We start from the raw sequence: 18,414 nt of genomic DNA on the forward strand, positions 1-18,414 counted from the left end.
GAAATAGGGGAGATTTCGTCAAATGGCAAAGACGCACAAGAAGCTTACGCTTGGGGATTTTTTGAAACGGTTTATTTTCATTACGCTCGGCGCAGTATTGATGGCCGTCGCCCTGGAGCTGTTCCTCGTTCCGAATCAGGTCATCGACGGCGGGATTACGGGCATATCCATCGTCTTGTCCGCCATAACACCGGTACCGCTCGGCCTCTTTATTTTCCTCATCAACATTCCGTTTCTGCTGGTCGGCTACAAGCAAATCGGCAAAACATTCGCCTTCTCCACGCTGTACGGCATCGCCCTGATGTCCTTAACGACCCTATGGCTGCATCATGCGGAGCCTTTTACGAACGAAAAAATATTGGCCGTTCTGTTCGGCGGCTTGCTCCTCGGCCTCGGCGTCGGGATGGTCATCCGCTTCGGAGGCTCGCTGGACGGCACAGAGATCGTCGCCATCCTGCTGTCCAAGAAGATGCGGATTCCCGTCGGGCAAATCATCATGTTCATCAATGTGTTCATCTTCATCATCGCCGGCTTCGTGTTCGGCTGGGATTCGGCGATGTATTCCATCTTCGCGTATTATATCGCGTCCAAAGTAATGGATATCGTAGTCGAAGGCTTGGACGAGTCGAAATCGGTCACTATTATATCGAACGAATACGAGGAGATTGCGGAGGCAATCACGAACCGGCTCGGGCGGAATTCGACGTTCCTGTACGCCAGAGGCGGCTATTCCAAAGAAGATACGCAGATGATCTACTGCGTCGTCACCCGCCTGGAGGTCGCCAAGCTCAAAGCGATCGTTCAAGAGATCGACAGCAAGGCGTTCATTTCGGTGCAACACGTCGCCGACGTCATGGGCGGAAGCTTCGAGAAGAAGAGCATTCATTAAAAATGGTTCCTGGACGATGCCCGCAGCGCCGTGTAGCGGCTGCCGTCGCCAAAGTCAGTTCAGGCACGGCTATCCGTTGGTCTTGCCGGACATGTCCCGCATGCCGCAAAAGCGCCTGAGGCTCCGCGCAGGGCAGTTAAGCCCTAGCGGGGCTTTTTTTTTCGCGGCTGCTTGGCTCCAGCTTTGCGGATCATATACAGCCTGCCGAATGGGCTGTAATCGGGAAGCATAGCGGCGCCAGGGCGCGATCCGGGGACCGGGGAGCTTGCGGGCGGCAGCGAGCGCTTGGAGACCGCACGCAAATGGATTCGCGCTCGTCGAACAGCCGGAGCTTGCGGATGCGCTTTGCGCGAAAACGTCCAAGAGCAAGTTCGGCGAAGCTTGAAAATCGGCAGGCCCGCGACCGCTCATCGCGGGCCTGCCGTCATGAAGCGAAGCGGTTAGTCATCCTGAATATAATGAATATCGATCGATTTGATCAGCACCTCAAGCTCTCCGTCGGGGGCCTTAACCTTCACGGTGTCCGACGGCGAAGCAAGCAGCAGCTGGCGGCCGAGCGGGGAGAGGAACGAAATATGCCCGCAGTCGATATCCATTTGCTCCGGCAAACATATCGTGTACGATTCGCGGCTGCCGTCCGACACATATTCGATCGTCACCGTGCTGCCGATCAGCACGAACGGCGCCTCGAAGGAGCCGGCCGCCTGCTCCTGCTGCCCTATAAGCCCCTCGACAGCGGAAGTATATCGGTCGACGAACTGCAGGAACTGGCTCCGCTCGCGCCCGGGCGACGGAAAATATTTATCCGCCCATTGCTCCTTGCGCTCATCCAGCAAGGTCAGCTGCGAGATGTAATACGTTTTCCAATCTTGCTGCATCATGCAAAACCTCCTGTTATGTCATTTTTTTGGAGATGGCTCATCCTGGAGGATGAACAACGATAAGCGTTTTCTTGATCGACGCCTATGCCCGCTGGCGCAGCACCATCAAAAGATGAAAAAGGGCCGCGGGTCCGGGGCTATTTTCAAGATAGACGCCCATGCCGCCGGCGCAGCACCATCAGAAGATGAAAACGGGCCGCCCGCCCTGGGGGCTATTTTCAAGATAGACGCCTATGACGAGCGCTTCCTAGCGTCATCGGTCGTCACCTGCGGTATTGAAAAATCAGCTTATAGATAAAGCTGATTTTTCAAGATACCTGAAAAAATAATACATAGTATGATGAAAGCGGATTCTTTGAATCGCCGCGCGCCGCGCGTCTTGGCAAAAGCGACTTAATGGCAAGCGCGAAGTACGGCCGCCATTCGGCGAGCCGAGATGCAGAGGGGCATGGCCTCACCTCCTTTACAGCGCAAATTTGGATGTAGATTACATTAAATGTAAAATTACCCTGAAATGAACGAAAGGCACTTCGCAGAATCGCCTGCGAAATGCCTGTATAGTCATGAGAAAATATAACAGCTGATCAAATGAAATACATTAAATGTAAAATTCGGCCAAAAGCAAGGAAGGCACTTCGTTTGCACGATGACAAACGAAATGCCTTAACCTTTTTGCAAATTAAGATCATTATCTCACCGTCAATGTAAATTGTCAAGATGAGGCAGAACTGGCGGGGAAGAGCAGGCAGCCTCCGGCCAATGCGGCCGCAGCGCGCGACGAACGGATACGGGGGCGGACAGTAGCCGACATGTTCCCATTTCTTTGCAAATCTTTTCAGCCAACAAGCGCATGCTTCTCAAACGGCAGGCGCTTGCGCCAGAAGGGGTAACGAACGCACGCCGCGTTTTCAAGCTGCTCGCCGCCGCCATCGCGGACGGTACGGGGACGATGCGAGTCTATGTGGCCGGTTGGAGTTTCGCGGATACAAGGGATAATCGGAAGCAATCAACGGCAATCGCTTAGGACGATGCTCGTGCGACTGCCATGCAATCCGCTGGCTCACGCGCTGCGTGGCGCTTCCGCTGCCGGATGCTGCTGTGCGGCGCTTTCCAGCTCTGGTGCGCCTATGCATCCCGGAGCATCGAGGAACATAAGAATAGCTGTCCTTGCCAGGATGAGCGGCTGCGCTTTAGCGGTCGTTTTTGGGTACAGACCTGGTCATTGCGGGTTCGGGTTCTGGCAACGGTCCACCCAACGCGAAACCGCTGGCATGGCCTCAAGCAGTATAAACCGCGGGCTAAAAGCGGGTCTTCTTAAGCTTCTGAACCACAATATTATTTCTAACGCTTGGGACAAACGCTATTTTGCCGAATTGAGCACTTTTTAAAATGTAACGAAACTGGGCAGCGCTATTTTGTCCGAAACGCTGCATCGGGTCGCCCAAAATGCGGAATAAGGCTGTCCGCAAGCGTAAGAATGTCAAGCCGATCCGTTTAGGCTAAATAAGCTTTATGGCCAGCGTTAGCTAAGCGAAACATGAAGCGAGGTCTTGCGAAGCGGCGATCCATCCCCGGCAGCTCGGGTCCGCTGCGATTACGATCGCGAATGCCGGCGACGACTCGTTTGCCGCGATCCGGAAGCGAGCCGCAGGTTATGGCACCCTTCCCTTTCAGGGCGCCTTTCCGCGGCTTCTTTAACAGACAAGCAGCTTAAAGCTATTTTTCCGTTCTCCGGCACCGGAATGCTGCGATTTCCTGGAACCTATTCGGCCTCAGCTGCTTTCCGTACTTGGCCGCAAGCCGCGCCCAAAGTTCCAGGATGCTCCTTGCGAGGATGAGCGGCCACGGCTTAGCGCAAGCGGATCGGCCGGGACGGCGAGGAGAAGGCGGGGCATGCCGTGCGGATGGCGATCGCCTACGTGCATGAGGCGTTGCGGGCCGGATCGAAGCGGCCGCCCGGGAGGCGCTCGCTTCGCTGGCGGCCGGCGACGGGCTGCGTCCAGTGCGAAATGAAACGTTAAAAAAGACACCCGACGAAGGTGTCTTTAACTATTAACGTATATCGTAATGCAGAACTCGTATATCGGCGACAGGGAACTTCCATTTCCGGGTGCCATCAAATAGAGGGGGGCCATTGTCGGCTCCCTATAATCTTATTATAAACAAAGCGGCAGGATAAGTCTATATTTTTTGCCTGGATTTAGGTATGTTTATTCGTGCTGTCATACTAAACCATTATTGAATAAAAGGGAGAGGATGAACCATCGTCGAGCTCTACCGAAGTTTTCGCGAGGCGGCGTGCATATTGCTCCAGGCGGATCGGCGCGCGGCAATTGCGCTCGCCGCGGCTTTGTTTCTAGCCGTGCCGCTGATGCCGCTGGAGCTGTGGGTCGTGAAATGGCTGATCGACCGGATTCAAGGCTGGAGCGTAGGGGAGCCGATCGGCCCGATCGTCGCCATCGCCGTCGGATTGGCTGCGCTGCTGGCGCTCGGCAACATTGCGCTCGGCGCGCCAGCCCCGATGGCCGCGACGCGGCTGATGGAGGCCGGGACGCTGGAGGAGCAGCGGCTAATGCTCAGCAAAACGTCGCGCCTGCCGCTGGCATCGCTCGAATCGCCGGCGGTCAAGGACATGCGCGAACGGGCGATGCAGGCTTCGCTTTACGGGATGTACAATTCCGTCGTAACGCTGCTGCAGTCGCTGCTCCGCTTTGCGGTGCTGGTGGCGGCTCTTGCGGCATACGGCGAGTGGCTTCCGGCTGCTGCGATCGTCGCTGCGGCTCTGCTGCAAGCGGCGGTGTCCGGCAGAGCGGCCGAAAGTACGGAGAGCCTAAGCCGCGAGCAGGCGGCAGGCCGGCGGCTGCTCAGCCATTACGCCGCACTGCTGACGAAGCGGGAGGCGGCCAAAGAGGTTCGGCTGTTCGGCCTGGGCCCCGAGCTGATGGGGCGCTGGACGACTGTATCTGCGCAGCTGGCGCAAGAGAGGCAGCGAGCAACACGCCGTTCCGAGCTGCGAAAGGCGGCTCCGGAGCTGGCGAACGCTTTGCTCGGCGGGCTGCTGGCGGCGCTGCTCGTTCTGATGCCGGGCGCGGAGGCGCGATCCGGCGGCGATTTCGCGCTTCTGATGCTCGTCCTGGCCATGCTGGTATCGGAACTGCCCGGCCTCGCCATGCAGGGGGCAGCGGTGCGCACGCAGCGGATGAGGTGGGCTGATTTCGCCGCTTATATGAGTCTCGAAGAAGACAGGAACGCGGCGCTTTCGCCGGCGCTGGCGCCGCCGAACCGCACGCATAGGGGGGAGGGAGCAGCGGCTGGCGACGGCCAAGCGGAAGCTCGCATATCGGTTCGCTCTAGCACGCCTCCCGGCTACCCGGCGGGGAACCAGCGGCTTCAGAGCGGTCCGCCTCCCGGCTACCCGGCGGGGAACCAGCGTCCCCGGAGTGGCTCGCCTCCCGGCTACCCGTCCGGGAACCTGCGGCTTGAGGCAAGGGGGCTGCGGTTTCGTTATCCGGGGGCGGCCAGCGATGCGCTTCAGCATGTCAGCCTGACGATTCCGCCCGGCTGCCGCGCCGCCCTGGTCGGCGAGAACGGGTCGGGCAAAACGACATTGGTCAAGCTGCTGGCAGGCCTCTATACGCCGGATGAGGGAATGATCGTCTGGTACGACGCCGCAAGCGAGCGTAAAAGCAGCATGCCTTTTCCAAGCTCTGCTGCAGCTGTATTTCAAGATTTTACCCGGCTATATTTGACGCTGAGGGACAATGTGGCGATCGGAAGGCTCGAAGCGCTGAAGCAGGACGCGGCGCTGCAGTCGGCCCTGCGCGCCAGCGGGAGCAGGCTGCGCGAGCTGGATGCGCAGCTTGGCGCGGCATTCGGCGGGATGGAGCCGTCCGGCGGCGAATGGCAAAAAATCGCAACGGCCCGGGCGATGCTGCGGGAAGCCGAGTTCGTCTTTTTCGACGAGCCGACAGCGGCGCTCGATCCCGAGGCGGAGAAGGAAGCGTTCGAGCTGTTCCTCCGCGCCACGGAAGGCAAGTCGGCGCTGCTCGTCACGCACCGGCTCGGAGCGGCCCGGCTGGCCGAGCTGATCCTCGTGCTGAAGGACGGGCGGCTCGCCGAACAAGGGACGCATGACGAGCTGATGCGGCAAAACGGCGAATACAGCCGGATGTTCCGCCAGCAGGCGTCATGGTATACGGCAAAGGGGGAACCGATATGAGCCGGCACTCGCTTTTCCCACCCAAGCTGAAGGCGGCGATGGTGCTACTGTACGCGATATGGCGCGCCATGCCCGTAAGGGCGTCCGCAGCGGTCGCTATCCCGCTTATGCTCGGCGTGCTCCTTGTTCCCGGTCTGGCCGCGCAAAAAGCATTGGTGGACCTGTTTGTGCACGATATCGGAGCTATCGACAGGTCGGCCTGGCTCGCTCTCGCCTGGCCGCCGCTTGCCGTATTCGCCGGGGCGGCCGTGCTTCGGGTCGCGCTGACCGCATGGCATAACGTCGCGGATCAGCGGCTTCGCGACCTCGCTTCGCAGCATTTGCAGGCAGAGGTGCACAAGCGGGCGGTTCAAGTTTCGCTGGAACGGATGGAGCAGGCGGATTATTACGACCGGCTGCAGAGAGCGGAGTGGGCGGCCGCTTCCGATCTGTTCGCCATTATGCAAAATGTCGGCGGCTTCCTGCGGCTAATGTTCGAACTGGTCGGCTTGCTGGCGGCGGCTGCGCTGGCCCATCCGGCGCTCGGCGCGCTGCTGCTGGTCTTGTTCGGCGCATCGCTGGCTATCCGGCTGGAGGCCGATGTGACGGTACGCCGCGTGAACCGGGACATCACGCGTTCGGGCCGGCAATCCGATTATTTGCGCGATGTGCTGACAGATTCGTCCGCGATCAAGGAACTGCGGATTTTCGGAGCTGCCGATTATGTGCTGGGGCAGTGGGCCGAGCGGATGCGCCATTCGCTGAAGCAGCGAATGGATGCACGGCGCAGGGAAATCCGGCGGGGCATGATCATCTCGTCGCTCCAGATCGCCGGCCTGTTCGGAGCCATCGCATGGATGGCGTGGCAGCTGAAATCCGGCTTGTTCACGGCGGGCGCATTCGTCGTCGTTGTTCAAGCCATGCGGCAGGCTTACGACATTTCGGCCAAAATGGCGCACCCGCTGAGCAAAATATACATTCAGGGCGCGCAGATCGAGGACCTGGTCGAATTTTTGCAAGAACAACCGGAATCGGAGCTTGCAGCGCCGATGCCGTCAGACGAACGTCCCGTCGCCGCCGCCCAGGCCGCCGGCAGAAGCAGCCGGGCGCAACTGCCGGGCCGGCAAGGGCGGATTGCGTTCGAGCGGGTGAGCTATCGCTATGAAGGAGCGTCCGCTCCGGCGCTGTGCGACATACGGCTGACGCTGAATCCCGGCGAGACGGTCGCGCTGGTCGGCGAGAACGGAGCGGGCAAGTCGACGCTCGTCAAGCTGCTGCTCGGCCTATACCGGCCGACGTCCGGCCGCATCACCTGGGATGGCGAGGATTACGCCGATCTTGACCTTGGCGGGCTGCGAAGCGCCATGTCGGCCGTATTCCAGGACTTCGTCCGGTACGAGACGACGCTGCGCGACAACGTCGCCTTCGGGCGGCCGGATCGAGCCCACACGGATGAATCCGTCTGCCGGGCGCTGCAGGCCTGCGGGATGGCCGGGCTTGCCGCAGGGCCCGACGGCTTGGACGCCGGATTGGGACAGCAGGCGGCAGGCAGCCGCGAGCTGAGCGGCGGACAGTGGCAGCGTCTGGCCATCGCCCGCGCGGCCATTCGCGATGCTCGGCTGCTCGTGCTGGACGAACCGACCGCCGCGCTCGACCCGCTGCATGAAGCAGAGCTGTATCGTTCGTTCCGGGAGCTGGCGCAGGGCCGCACCGTCCTGTTCGTCTCGCACCGGCTCGGCTGGGCCCGTTGGGCCGACCGGATCGTTGTGCTGGAGAACGGGCGCATCGCCGAGGAAGGCGAGCATGATGCGTTGCTGGCAGCAGACGGCGTTTATGCCCGGATGTTTCGCTCCCAGGCGGAGTGGTATCGCGGCGCTTGAGGCATTTTGCCCGCGGGAATTCAGGAAATGAAAGGAAACGGCTAACGCCCGCAGCCTAAGTGAATATGCGGCGGAAATCGCCGTTGCTGCGGCCAACAACCCAAGTTTTTATGCAAAAAAAGTTCCGTTTTCCCCCCTCAATCCTCAAATTAGGCACGAACACCTATGATGAAAAGCCTACAGGCAAAGGAGGGAGAGGGTTGAACGTACCAGCCCAAATCACAAGACAAGATATCGATCAGCTGCTTTACGCCATGAACAGCCAGGACCGGGAAATCGCCGCGATCAGCGAAGCGTTCCGGGAGATCAATTCGTCTCTCCGACAATTGGAGTCGGTCATGACCGATACGAAATTCGAGGAGCTGGAGCTGTCGTACGCCATGGCCAAGCAATCCCATGCCAGTTAATCCTCACGACGATGCAGATGATACACCCATAGATGCATGACCGATGCACGACAACCGAAAAGGGGCTTTCTCGCAAACAGCCTGAGCTGTGTGAGAAGGCCTCTTTTTTGTAGAAAAGCTTCCGCGGGAATGTTCTGCAAAAGCGTAGGCCGACCGGTGAGGCGATGCTCGTTCGCTGTAGGCATCCAGCGAGAAATGGGGCTAGGCCCGTGCCCAAGGCTGGCCCCGCGTTCAGATTGGTTCCCGTGCCCAGGCTGTTTCCCGTGCGCAAGGCTGGCCCCCGCGCCCAAGGCTGTTTCCCGTGCGCAGGTTGGTTCCCGCGCCCAAGGCTGGGCTCCGTGCCCGGGCTGTTTCTCGCGTCCAGGCTGTTTCCCGTGCCCAGGCTGTTTCCCGCGTCCAAGGCTGGGCCCTGCGCCACAACCCGCTGTGCACTTTTGGTCTGCCCAGCAAGCCCCAATTCGAGCCGATCCTAGGGCTTTTATCGCTGGATTCGCAACAGCGCCCAAAAGCGCCCTGCCGGGTACAAGACGGATTCCGCGGGGAGCGGCGCCTATGACGATCGCTTCCTTCGTCATCGGTCGTCACCTTCGGGGTTGAAATTTTGTCGGCGGATTATCGCCAAGTTTCAAAATAGTAAATGTTGTATTTTGTACAGAAAAACTGGGGGATAAACCGCATTCGCAGCTCAATGCTGCACTTTGTGCAATATTTCGGGCGATGTTTCCTGGTTTGAGACCAATCGCGCCCAAATTGTTGCACGAAATACAACATTCTCCTTCTTCTGGTGCTAAGAATACGAAAAATGTTGCATTTTTTGCAGGATTCGTTGCCTCATGTGTCTGGGGAGAGGAAGCCTCAGCGGCGGCGAGCGGATGCGGCTGCGTTCGTTGTCGCATGTGCCTGGGGAGAAGGCATTGCGCTCACGCTGTTGATCCGGAGCGAGTTCGTCGTCACATGTGCCCGGGTGTGGGCGGGGAAGGGCAGCGCCAACGCGAAGTTCGAACGCTAACGTGAAGCTCGACCACTACCGCAGAGTTCGGGGACTGCCGGCGGAGTCACTCGATCGCAGCAATGGACGGGCTTGCACGATTAAGGGCCTAGGGAGGAGTGAAGTTTTTTCTCAGAATGCGAATAGGTCTGCAAGCCCTCTCGGACAGAAGCAGCAGCGGATCGTCCGGCGGGAGTGACAACCGCAAGAGGCCTGCCGCCGGATCGACGCCTATGGCAAGCGCTTCCTTCATCATCACCCTTCGCCTTCTGTACGAAAAATTTGCAGGAGCTTGTCACCAAATCTTCAAGATAGCGCTTTAATTTTATACTTTTAGCAGGAACGAACGTTTGCTATAATTAAACAATAATTTACCATGAGAGGGGGATTCGACCATGAAGAGGCGCGGGACGGTGAAGCTGTCGTTTTTGTCCTGGTTATCGCCAAAACAATTTCACAAGCTCATCGCCGAGCCGGTGAGCAGACGAATGCCCTACATTCAACTGGAGTACGCCAATGACGATCCCTTGGGGAACCTGGATATTCGGAGACTGCTTCATGCGGACCGCCAGCCGGATTTGCTGCTGCTGCCGGCGTTTCTGCTCTGCGATCCGGAGATGTCTTTGAACGGCTTTCTGTGCGACTTGTCCGGCTTGCGACAGGAGTATTCCTTGGGCGCCAGCCGCTTTCACGCTTCCATGACGGCGGCTCTTCGCGGTATGAGCCGGGGCGGCGGGCGGATCGGGCTGCCGTTCGATCTGCGCGAGTATGCGCTGGTCTATAACAAGGAGATTTTCGACCGGTTCGGCGTTCCGTATCCGGCCGACGGAATGACGTGGGAAGAGACGGTCGAGCTGGCCCGCCGGGTGACCGGCTGTGCGGGAGGGAAGCCGTACAGAGGGCTTGATCCTGGCGACCTTGCGCTGATGCGGCTCCAGCTGGCTGTGGAGTATATCGATCCAGTGACAAAGCGGAGCAAGCTGCTCGATCCGCGCTGGCGGCTCATTGCCGAAACGGTGAGAGCGATCTATGCCATTCCGGGAAACATGCCGTCCTCGCCGCATACCGTGCTCCGCTTTCACGGAGCTTTCGCGAGAGCGCGGGACGTCGCGATGTCGGTCGTGTGCCTGTCCTGTTTTGACGAGAAGGAGCTTGATTTTCCATGGGATATGGTGTCTTATCCGACCTTTGCGGCATACCCGGGAATCAAGCCGTTCGTCGGAGACCGCTATTTGATGATCGGCGCTTCGTGCCTGCATCGGGAGGAAGCGTTTCGGACGGTCGCTTATTTGACGTCGGACGAATATCAGTCGTTCCTTTCGCAGAACGGCTATCATTCCGCGCTTCGCAGCGCGAAGATCGGCGAGGCATTCGGCGAATGCATGCCGATATACGCAGGCAGCAATCGCGGAGCCTTCAGTCGAAACCGTCACGCCCCTCCTGTCGTGCAGCCGGGGAGGTTGGAGCTGGAGTTGAACGTGAGCGGGATGGTCAGGCGAGCATTCACCTCGATGGTCGAGGAGAAGAAGCGTGTGGAGGATACGTTGGCCGAGCTGGATGCCGCGCTCAACCGGGCCATCTTTGCGGCGCAACGTGAAGAACGGGGCTTCGCATGCCTGTAAGCGGGCGCGGAGGCTATTACTTGTTGCCTGCAACGGGCTGCTGTCACAAAAATATCGATTTTTCCGCCCGCGTCACTTCCCGGTCGCCCGTTCCTTCATAAATTCGGCGGGGGTTGCGCCGGTCGTTCGCTTGAAGATCCGGTGAAAATACGACGCGTCCCGATATCCCAGCAGCTCGGAAATTTCCCCTATAGTCAGCATAGACTCCTGAAGCATGTAGATTGCCGCCTTCATGCGCACGGCATGGACGTATTCGCCGATCGTCTGGCCCGTGACGCGCCGGAACAGCTTGGCGGCATAGTTCGGGCTTCTGCCGATGCAGGCGCCGAGCTCTTCCTTGGTCAGCCGGTTCCGGTAATTCGCCTGAATGTAGCTTTTCATCCGCTCGGCCTGGAGCTGCAGCTCCGCTCCTGCAGGACCCTGATCCCATTCCCGGTTCCACAGCGCGAGCATTTCCGTCAAAAGCGCCTGCCCGCGGACATCCGCATACGGCGCTCCGTCCGTCCATTCGGTCCATATCGTTTTGCATCGTTCTAGCATCAGGTCGGAGAGACCTGTTCGGCACTTCAGCCAGGGACGCTGCCGAAGCAGCGGGAGCTTCTCCGCCCCGGGCGCTGCCGCAAAGGAAAGCACGTATTTCTCGTGAAAGACGGTCGGTATGCTTTTGCCATAGTAGGCTGTATGGCCGGGGATAAAGAGAAGATCGCCTTTCTCCAAAAGCACCTTTTGATGATCGATCCAGTAAAGGCATTTGCCGTAGCTGACAATAACGAGCGTCGATACGTCGGCAGCCGCATCCTTTTCTTCGAACCAATCCGTCCCCCGATCGCGGCGAATTCCGTGAAAGACGAGCATAGGCTGTCACTCCCCGTGATTGTTGCGATACTATAGTACATATAGAATACTATAGTTCATAGTCAACTGTGAACTTCCGAGATACAATGTTCCGGTATGCAGCGTTTGGCAAGAGACTCGGAGGGATGGGAACATGCGCAAAACGAAAATTGTATGTACGATGGGACCGGCTTGCGATTCTGTGGCAGTGCTGAAGGAAATGATTGCGGCAGGAATGAACGTGGCCAGGCTGAATATGGCCCACGGCGAGCTGGAGGACCATGCGGCCCGCATGGAACGGGTTCGCCAGGCCGCAGCGGAGACGGATAGCATCGTGGCGATCATGATGGACATTAAAGGCCCGGAAATTCGCATTGGCCAGCTGAAGGAGGCCTCCTACGAGCTGAAGCGCGGACAAAAGCTCGTGCTGACGACCGAGGATATCGTCGGCGACGCGTCCCGGATATCGGTCAATTATGCCGACATGCCGCTCGTCATGAAGCCGGGCGGGACGGTGCTGTTGGACGACGGCCTGATCGAGCTGACTGTGGAGACGGTGAAGGGGACGGAAATACACTGCGTCGTCGTCAACGAAGGCGTCATCAAGCCGCGCAAAGGGGTCAATCTCCCCGGCGTGCGCACGACGCTCCCCGGTGTCACGGAGCGGGATGTGCGTCACATCATGTTCGGCATTGAGCACGATATCGACATGATTGCCGCATCGTTCGTCCGCAGAGCGGAGGACATTCTTGAAATTCGCCGCCTGCTCGAGGAGAACGGCGCGGGCCACATTCAGATCATATCCAAGATCGAGAATGAGGAAGGGGTCGAGAACCTCTCGGGAATTATAGAAGTATCCGATGGCATCATGGTCGCGCGCGGCGATCTCGGGGTTGAAATTCCGGTCGAGAACGTCCCGATGATTCAGAAAAAGATGATCGAACAATGCAATGCGGCGGGCAAGCCGGTGATTGTCGCCACGCATATGCTCGATTCGATGCAGGCCAATCCGCGGCCGACGCGGGCGGAAGTAAGCGACGTGGCGAACGCTGTGCTGCAGGGCTCGGACGCGGTCATGCTGTCGGGCGAATCGGCGGCCGGCAAATACCCGGTCGCTTCCGTCGCCACAATGGCATCGATCGCCCAGAAAGCGGAATCTACGCTGGATTACCGCAGCCAATTCCACCGTACCCGCTCGCTGCATTCGGCAACGATCACCGAGGTGATCAGCCAGGCGGTCGTCGGCTCTTCTCTGGAGCTTGGGGCGAAGGCGATTCTGACATCCACGGCAAGCGGCTTTACCGCCCGGATGGTATCGAAATACCGGCCCGAGGCGCCGATCATCGCCATGACCGATGACGAGCGCGTGCTGAAGCGGCTGAGCCTCGTATGGGGCGTAATTCCCGTGCGGGGCGAGAGATCGTCGTCCACGGACGAGCTGTTCCGCTCCGCGGTGGAGAGCGGCCGGCGCACCGGGCTGATCGGTCCCGGCGATTATGTCGTCATCACCGCCGGCGTGCCGAGCGGCAAAACCGGTGCGACCAATCTGATCAAAATCGAGCAAATTTGAATGACCTTGGCGCGGGCAGTCCTTCGGGACTCCCGGGCTTTTTTTGCGTAACCGGAATGTTAGTGGACGAGTTCATTGCTGCCGTACGACACTTCCATCTGCCGCCCCACATTGTTCACATAAAGCGACCGCTTCATGTCGGAGCAGGCTTACGAATAATATAGACGATTATGCTGCCTTGCTCGGCATCATCAGATGATGAAAATGGGCAGCGGGACCGGGCTATTTTCAAGATAGACCCCCATGCCGCTCGCGCAGCACCATCAGAAGATGAAAATGTGCCGCGCACTAAGCGCTATTTTCAAGATAGCGTCGAAGCGTCCAGGGGCGCCCCTTGGCGACAACGCCAAGACGCGGCGATTTTACTTTTCCTCCAAATAATGCGATAATTCGTGCTAAAAAGGAAGAGCGCCTGCGGAGTCAGACGTTACGGCGCAAAACGCCTATGCTGAGCGATTCCTTCGCCATCGGTCGCCACCTGCAGTGTTGAACATTTCGGAGATTATATCACCTGCAGTAATTGAATTTTGTCGGCGAATACGCCCAATGTCAAGCGTGACGCCTATGCCGAGCGATTCCTTCGCCATCGGTCGTCACCTGCATTATTGAAATTTTGTCGGCGGATTATCGCCAAATGTTCAAGAGAGAATGGGAGGGAGAACGGATGCGCAAACTGCTATCCTGGATCGGGCTGACGGGAGGGCTGGCCATAGCGATGGCCAATCCGGCGCCGGCCGAAGCGCACGCTTACGCCGAATCGTCGGTGCCTGCCCAGGACGAAGTGCTGAAGGCGCCGCCCGGTGAAATCCGCGTCAGCTTCACGCAGGAGATCGATCCCGAGCGGAGTGCTCTTACCGTCACCGATGCCGAAGGCAATGCGGTGAAGGCAGAGATTGCGTCGGCAGTCGATGCGGCGGAGCTCGCGCTGAAGCTGCCTGCCTTGGATGACGGCGTTTATTATGTACATTGGCGGGCCAAATCGCTCGATACTCATATCACGGAGGGCAGCTACCGGTTTGCCGTCGGCGTCCCGCTGCCGGAAGACTCTGCGCCGGCTTCGGGGGCATTGGCCGGCCCGGCGCCTGCTGCCGCTCCTGATCTCGCCCCTCCGCCGGGAGCAAGCGGCGGCTCGGAAGATGACGGGAGCCCCGCCGTCTCCCCGGCGATCAATCCGGACGCGGCAGGCTTCGCCAAGCCGCCGGTGGCCGAATCTGACGGCGGCTCGGCCGGGGGCGCTTCAGGCGGGACGCCGGACAAGCGGGAGGACGACGGCGGGAAGCCGGAGGAGAGCCGGCCGGCCGGCTCGTCGCCTGGTACCGTCAACGCGTCTCAGCGTGCGACGGACAAGCCTGCCTCCCGCGCGGATACGGCCGTCCCGCAGCCGGAGACGGAGCAGCCCGCGGGCGCGAACACTTCGCCGCCTCCGGCGGTACAACCGCCGGAGGGCGAAGCTGCTCCCGGGCCGGGCGTAGGGGTGGCTGGCCTGCCGGAGCCGCCGTCCGCGCCCGGGCAAGCCGTGCCCGAGCAAGCCCCGCCCGCCGGCCCAGCCGGGGAAAGCGGCGGGAGCGTCGTGCTGCTTGTAACCGGCGCCGCCATCGCCGTCGGGGCTGCCACGGCCTTCGCCGTGAGCAGACGGCGCAAGGGCAGAAACGGGCACGAGCTGAACCAGTGACTTGGATCGAATCCGGCCGTTTTGCCCCCGGCAGAGCTCCGGCCGGCGCGTCCGAACGTTCGGAACGGAGCCGCCGCCTGCAGCCGTATCCGCCGGGCGCTCGGCGACAAACGGCAAGAACGGCGGCGCTGCCGCATGCCGCTGCATAAGAACCGCTTCTGCCGTTCAATCCTTCGGCGAATTTTCGGGCACCGCAGGTGACGGCCGATCACGATAGGAATCGCCTGTCATAGGCGTCTATCTTGAAAATTTGGCGATATACGCCGACAAAATTTCAACACCGCAGGTGACGACCGATGACGAAGGAGTCGCTCGTCATAGGCGTCTATCTTGAAAATAGCCCAAGATGCGCGGCCCGTTTTCATCTTCTGATAGTGCTGCGCCAGCGGCATGGGCGTCTCTATCTTGAAAATAGCGCCGGGGGCTCGCTGCCCCTTCCTGCGCTCCTGCCGAAGCTTCCAAATCTCTAACGCTCGTGACAAACGCTATTTTGCTGAATCGTACCGTTTTTAAAATGTAACGAAACGTAGTAACGCTATTTGGCCAGAAACGCTGAATCGGGTAGCTCAAAATGCCGAAGTAAGGCTGCTCACTTGCGTTACAATTTCAGATCGATCGTTTCGAGCGAAATAAGCTCTCTGGCTAGCGTTAGCCCGGCAAAACAGCACCCTGGGCTAACGAGCATGAAGAGACGCTCCACGTCAGCGTTCGAGCTCCGCATTAGCGCGGCCTCTCCCCGGGCACACCCAGGCGCATGAAGCGACAAATCCTGCAAAAAATGCAACATTTTCCGGTCTCTTCGCCCTAGAGGAAGGAGAATGTTGTATTTTGTGCAACAATTTAGGGGCGATTGGCTTCAAATCCGGGAATATCGCCCAAATTGTTGCACTTTTTACAACATTGAGCCGCAAATAGGGGTTCTCCCCCCATTTTTGTTGTACAAAATACAACATTTGCTGGATCTCGTGGAAATAGCCCCCGGTACGCTGGCCCATTTTCGCCATCTGATGGTGCTGCGCCAGCCGCATGGGGGTCTATCTTGAAAGTTTGGCGAAGTCCTCCGGCGAATTTTCGGGCACCGCAGGTGACGCCGATGGCGATAGGAATCGTTCGTCATAGGCGGCTACTCGGCGGCGCAGCCGTGGAGCGGCGGACGATAATGTCCGAAGCCAGCACAACGGTGCGCGGAGCGTCGGGAGCCGCTCGCTCCATTCGCTCGATCAGCATTTGCATGCCCTTATATCCCATCTCATACGCCGGTTGAGCGGCGACCGTCAAGAAGGGGTTGTACTCGGGGATCGGCTCGGGATCGTCAAAGCAGGCGACGGAGATGTCCTCCGGCACGGCAAGGTCAAGCTGGCGCAGCGCGCGGATCGTATTGACCCCGATAAAATTGTTGGCGGCCAGTATGGCCGTCGGCCGGGCTTCCGGCGCCAGCGTAACCAATTGGCGGACAATATCCTCCAGATTGTCCTGCTTGAAATGCGTCTCGATCACAAGGGCGGGATCGAATCCCAGCTCTTCGCGCTGCAGCGCCTCTCGGAACGCTGCCAGTCGCTCCCGGGCGATGGAGATCGAGGAAGGTCCGTTGACTAGAGCGATCCGGCGATGACCGAGCGAGACCAAATGCCTGACAAGCCGTCCCGTCGTATCGGCATTGTCGCCGATCACCCGGTCGCAGGCGGCCCCTTCCGCGATGCGGTCCACGAAGACGAACGGCACGCCCCGTTTGGTCAGCTTGTTCAGCGCCGCAGCCGAGCCGTCCCCGGCCGGCGCGAGCAGAACGCCGTCGACGCCGGAGGAGAGAAGCAGCTCGATATACTGCGCTTCCTTGTCCGCGCTTTCGTCCGAATTGCCGAGCAGCAGCTGGTAGCCGGCTTCCAGCGCCTTATCCTCCGCCCCCCGCGTCAGGCGGGTAAAGAACGGGTTGGAAATATCGGGAATGACCAGGGAGACGAGCCGTGTCGCCTTGGAGATCAGGCTGCGCGCCTGTTTATTGGGAATATAGTCCAGCTCGCGGATAGCCGCTTCGACTTTAAGCCTCGTTTTTTCGCTGATGGAGGGGGACCGGTTAATGACACGGGATACGGTCATCGGCGAGACATTCGCCTTTTTTGCAACGTCATAGATGGTAACCATCATTCACTGTTCCTTCCGGGCGGACGGGCGAGAGGAGCGATCGCATGCTCTGCCGCCGCTTGCTGATTTGCGTTTCTGCCAGCCAAAGCATTGACGGAATCAGGCAGGCCTGATATCGTTATGTTATCGGTAACATGAACTTATCCATTACAACATAACAAATGGCCGATCCGGAAGCAATAGCGGAGCAACGTCCGCATTCCGCGCCAGAGCCCGGCCGGGCAGACGAACCCGGGATGATGCTATCCCGATCAACGGACCATTTGACGAAGCGACCAGCGAATGGTCAGTATCGCAGGCGACGACCGTTGGCGAAGTTTTAGCTTGTTAGCTTGCCGCCATAGTCCTCTAGTTGCATACATAGCGGAGAAAGGAAGGTTAGGATGAAGTACAGAGTATTGGGACAGACCGGTCTGAGCGTATCGATTCTCAGCTTCGGGGCCTCATCGCTGGGAGGGGTGTTTCGCGACGTGGACGAATCTGAAAGCGTTCGCACAGTTCGCGAAGCGGTCGAGCTCGGCATCAATCTGATCGACGTATCGCCTTATTACGGCTTGACCCGAGCGGAGAGCGTGCTCGGCAAAGCGATCCGCGAGCTGCCCCGTGACCGCATCGTGCTCAGCAGCAAGGCCGGCCGTTACGGCGCGAACGAATTCGATTTCTCGGCCGGACGGTTGACGGCCAGCGTCGATGAGAGCCTGCGCCGGCTGCAGACGGATTATCTCGACATCCTGTATCTGCACGATATCGAGTTCGCTTCGATCCGGCAGGTGATCGACGAGAGCATTCCGGCGATCCGCAAGTTGAAACAATCGGGCAAGGTCCGTTACATCGGCGTGTCCGGTCTGCCGCTCGATGTTTTCCGGGCGGTGCTCGCCGAGACCGAAGTGGACAGCATTCTTTCATACTGCCATTATTCGCTGAACGATCATTCGCTGCTGGATCTCGTCCCGCTGCTTGCCGAACGGGGCGTCGGCCTCGTCAATGCCTCGCCGCTGTCGATGGGGCTGCTGAGCGGGAAGGAGCCGCCGGAGTGGCACCCGGCGTCTGCGCGGATTCGCGAGGTTTGCGCGCAAGCCGCCAGGCGGTGCCGGGAGCGCGGCATCGATCTGCCCAAGCTGGCGATTCAATTTTCCGTCTCGAACGAGGCGATTCCGACAACGCTCGTCAGCACGGCGAGACCGGACAATATTCGCCGCAACGCTGCCTGGGCGATGGAGCCGATCGACGAGGAAGCGCTTGCCGAAGTGCTTGACATGCTCAAACCGATTCATAACGAGACGTGGCCGAGCGGGAGGCCGGAATATCATCCTAAAGGAGGAAACGCTTGACAT

14 protein-coding genes are annotated in these 18,414 nt (G+C 59.3%); 10 read left to right on the top strand and 4 right to left on the bottom strand.

What is annotated here, in order from left to right; translation table 11 throughout:
- Positions 1-22: 22 nt before the first annotated feature.
- Positions 23-889 (top strand): YitT family protein, encoded by an 867-nt coding sequence (locus F591_RS0100790; RefSeq protein ID WP_019532672.1) that lies wholly within the window; start codon positions 23-25, stop codon positions 887-889.
- Between the two features lie 440 nt (positions 890-1,329).
- On the opposite strand, the gene F591_RS29340 is transcribed toward F591_RS0100790, so the two are convergent.
- Entirely contained in the window at positions 1,330-1,770 is a 441-nt protein-coding gene (locus F591_RS29340) for a GreA/GreB family elongation factor (protein ID WP_019532673.1), read from the bottom strand.
- A 49-nt stretch (positions 1,771-1,819) separates the two neighbouring features.
- Between F591_RS29340 and F591_RS31890 the strand changes: the two genes are divergently transcribed.
- From F591_RS31890 to F591_RS0100830, 4 genes are all read left to right on the top strand, one after another.
- Positions 1,820-2,068 carry a hypothetical protein gene (locus F591_RS31890; RefSeq protein ID WP_019532674.1) on the top strand — a complete coding sequence of 83 codons (249 nt, stop codon included), beginning with the start codon at positions 1,820-1,822 and terminating at the stop codon, positions 2,066-2,068.
- Between the two features lie 2,007 nt (positions 2,069-4,075).
- Positions 4,076-5,989, top strand: coding sequence for an ATP-binding cassette domain-containing protein (locus F591_RS0100820; RefSeq protein WP_019532677.1), 1,914 nt, complete (start codon positions 4,076-4,078; stop codon positions 5,987-5,989).
- Complete coding sequence (locus F591_RS0100825) at positions 5,986-7,848, top strand: ABC transporter ATP-binding protein (RefSeq protein ID WP_019532678.1); 1,863 nt, start codon at positions 5,986-5,988, stop codon at positions 7,846-7,848. Before F591_RS0100820 ends, F591_RS0100825 begins: the two co-directional genes overlap by 4 nt.
- Positions 7,849-8,048: 200 nt before the next feature.
- Complete coding sequence (locus F591_RS0100830) at positions 8,049-8,255, top strand: hypothetical protein (protein ID WP_019532679.1); 207 nt, start codon at positions 8,049-8,051, stop codon at positions 8,253-8,255.
- A gap of 1,097 nt (positions 8,256-9,352) precedes the next feature.
- Here the strand turns inward: F591_RS0100830 and F591_RS31130 are convergent.
- Positions 9,353-9,499, bottom strand: a complete 147-nt coding sequence (locus F591_RS31130; protein ID WP_019532682.1) for a hypothetical protein — start codon at positions 9,497-9,499, stop codon at positions 9,353-9,355.
- A gap of 139 nt (positions 9,500-9,638) precedes the next feature.
- On the opposite strand from F591_RS31130, the gene F591_RS0100850 reads away from it, so the two are divergent.
- Positions 9,639-10,865, top strand: a complete 1,227-nt coding sequence (locus F591_RS0100850; RefSeq protein ID WP_019532683.1) for an ABC transporter substrate-binding protein — start codon at positions 9,639-9,641, stop codon at positions 10,863-10,865.
- 72 nt (positions 10,866-10,937) lie between these two features.
- Here F591_RS0100850 and F591_RS0100855 read toward each other — a convergent pair whose 3' ends face one another.
- Positions 10,938-11,720: a helix-turn-helix transcriptional regulator gene (locus F591_RS0100855; RefSeq protein WP_019532684.1), complete on the bottom strand. Its 783-nt coding sequence runs from the start codon at positions 11,718-11,720 to the stop codon at positions 10,938-10,940.
- A gap of 133 nt (positions 11,721-11,853) precedes the next feature.
- Between F591_RS0100855 and pyk the strand changes: the two genes are divergently transcribed.
- From pyk to F591_RS32530, 3 genes are all read left to right on the top strand, one after another.
- Entirely contained in the window at positions 11,854-13,269 is a 1,416-nt protein-coding gene (gene pyk / locus F591_RS0100860; RefSeq protein WP_019532685.1) for a pyruvate kinase, read from the top strand.
- Positions 13,270-13,933: 664 nt separating this feature from the next.
- Complete coding sequence (locus tag F591_RS29345) at positions 13,934-14,941, top strand: copper resistance CopC family protein (protein WP_019532686.1); 1,008 nt, start codon at positions 13,934-13,936, stop codon at positions 14,939-14,941.
- An 818-nt stretch (positions 14,942-15,759) separates the two neighbouring features.
- Positions 15,760-15,984, top strand: a complete 225-nt coding sequence (locus F591_RS32530) for a hypothetical protein (protein WP_019532688.1) — start codon at positions 15,760-15,762, stop codon at positions 15,982-15,984.
- Between the two features lie 70 nt (positions 15,985-16,054).
- Here F591_RS32530 and F591_RS0100875 read toward each other — a convergent pair whose 3' ends face one another.
- Positions 16,055-17,080 carry a LacI family DNA-binding transcriptional regulator gene (locus F591_RS0100875; protein ID WP_019532689.1) on the bottom strand — a complete coding sequence of 342 codons (1,026 nt, stop codon included), beginning with the start codon at positions 17,078-17,080 and terminating at the stop codon, positions 16,055-16,057.
- Between the two features lie 383 nt (positions 17,081-17,463).
- Here F591_RS0100875 and F591_RS0100880 point away from each other — a divergent pair, with 383 nt between their 5' ends.
- Entirely contained in the window at positions 17,464-18,411 is a 948-nt protein-coding gene (locus tag F591_RS0100880; RefSeq protein WP_019532690.1) for an aldo/keto reductase, read from the top strand.
- Positions 18,412-18,414 lie beyond the last annotated feature (3 nt).

Origin of the sequence: Paenibacillus ginsengihumi DSM 21568 (assembly GCF_000380965.1) — a bacterium.
Taxonomy (GTDB): Bacteria; Bacillota; Bacilli; order Paenibacillales; family NBRC-103111; genus Paenibacillus_G; species Paenibacillus_G ginsengihumi.

Excerpts from the sequence above, each read along its gene's own strand:
- F591_RS0100790 (WP_019532672.1), top strand. The coding sequence starts at position 23 with ATGGCAAAGACGCACAAGAAGCTTACGCTTGGGGATTTTTTGAAACGG.
- F591_RS29340 (WP_019532673.1), bottom strand. The coding sequence starts at position 1,770 with ATGATGCAGCAAGATTGGAAAACGTATTACATCTCGCAGCTGACCTTG.
- F591_RS31890 (WP_019532674.1), top strand. The coding sequence starts at position 1,820 with ATGAACAACGATAAGCGTTTTCTTGATCGACGCCTATGCCCGCTGGCG.
- F591_RS0100825 (WP_019532678.1), top strand. The coding sequence starts at position 5,986 with ATGAGCCGGCACTCGCTTTTCCCACCCAAGCTGAAGGCGGCGATGGTG.
- F591_RS31130 (WP_019532682.1), bottom strand. The coding sequence starts at position 9,499 with ATGATGAAGGAAGCGCTTGCCATAGGCGTCGATCCGGCGGCAGGCCTC.
- F591_RS0100850 (WP_019532683.1), top strand. The coding sequence starts at position 9,639 with ATGAAGAGGCGCGGGACGGTGAAGCTGTCGTTTTTGTCCTGGTTATCG.
- F591_RS0100855 (WP_019532684.1), bottom strand. The coding sequence starts at position 11,720 with ATGCTCGTCTTTCACGGAATTCGCCGCGATCGGGGGACGGATTGGTTC.
- pyk (WP_019532685.1), top strand. The coding sequence starts at position 11,854 with ATGCGCAAAACGAAAATTGTATGTACGATGGGACCGGCTTGCGATTCT.
- F591_RS29345 (WP_019532686.1), top strand. The coding sequence starts at position 13,934 with ATGCGCAAACTGCTATCCTGGATCGGGCTGACGGGAGGGCTGGCCATA.
- F591_RS32530 (WP_019532688.1), top strand. The coding sequence starts at position 15,760 with ATGTTGTATTTTGTGCAACAATTTAGGGGCGATTGGCTTCAAATCCGG.
- F591_RS0100875 (WP_019532689.1), bottom strand. The coding sequence starts at position 17,080 with ATGGTTACCATCTATGACGTTGCAAAAAAGGCGAATGTCTCGCCGATG.
- F591_RS0100880 (WP_019532690.1), top strand. The coding sequence starts at position 17,464 with ATGAAGTACAGAGTATTGGGACAGACCGGTCTGAGCGTATCGATTCTC.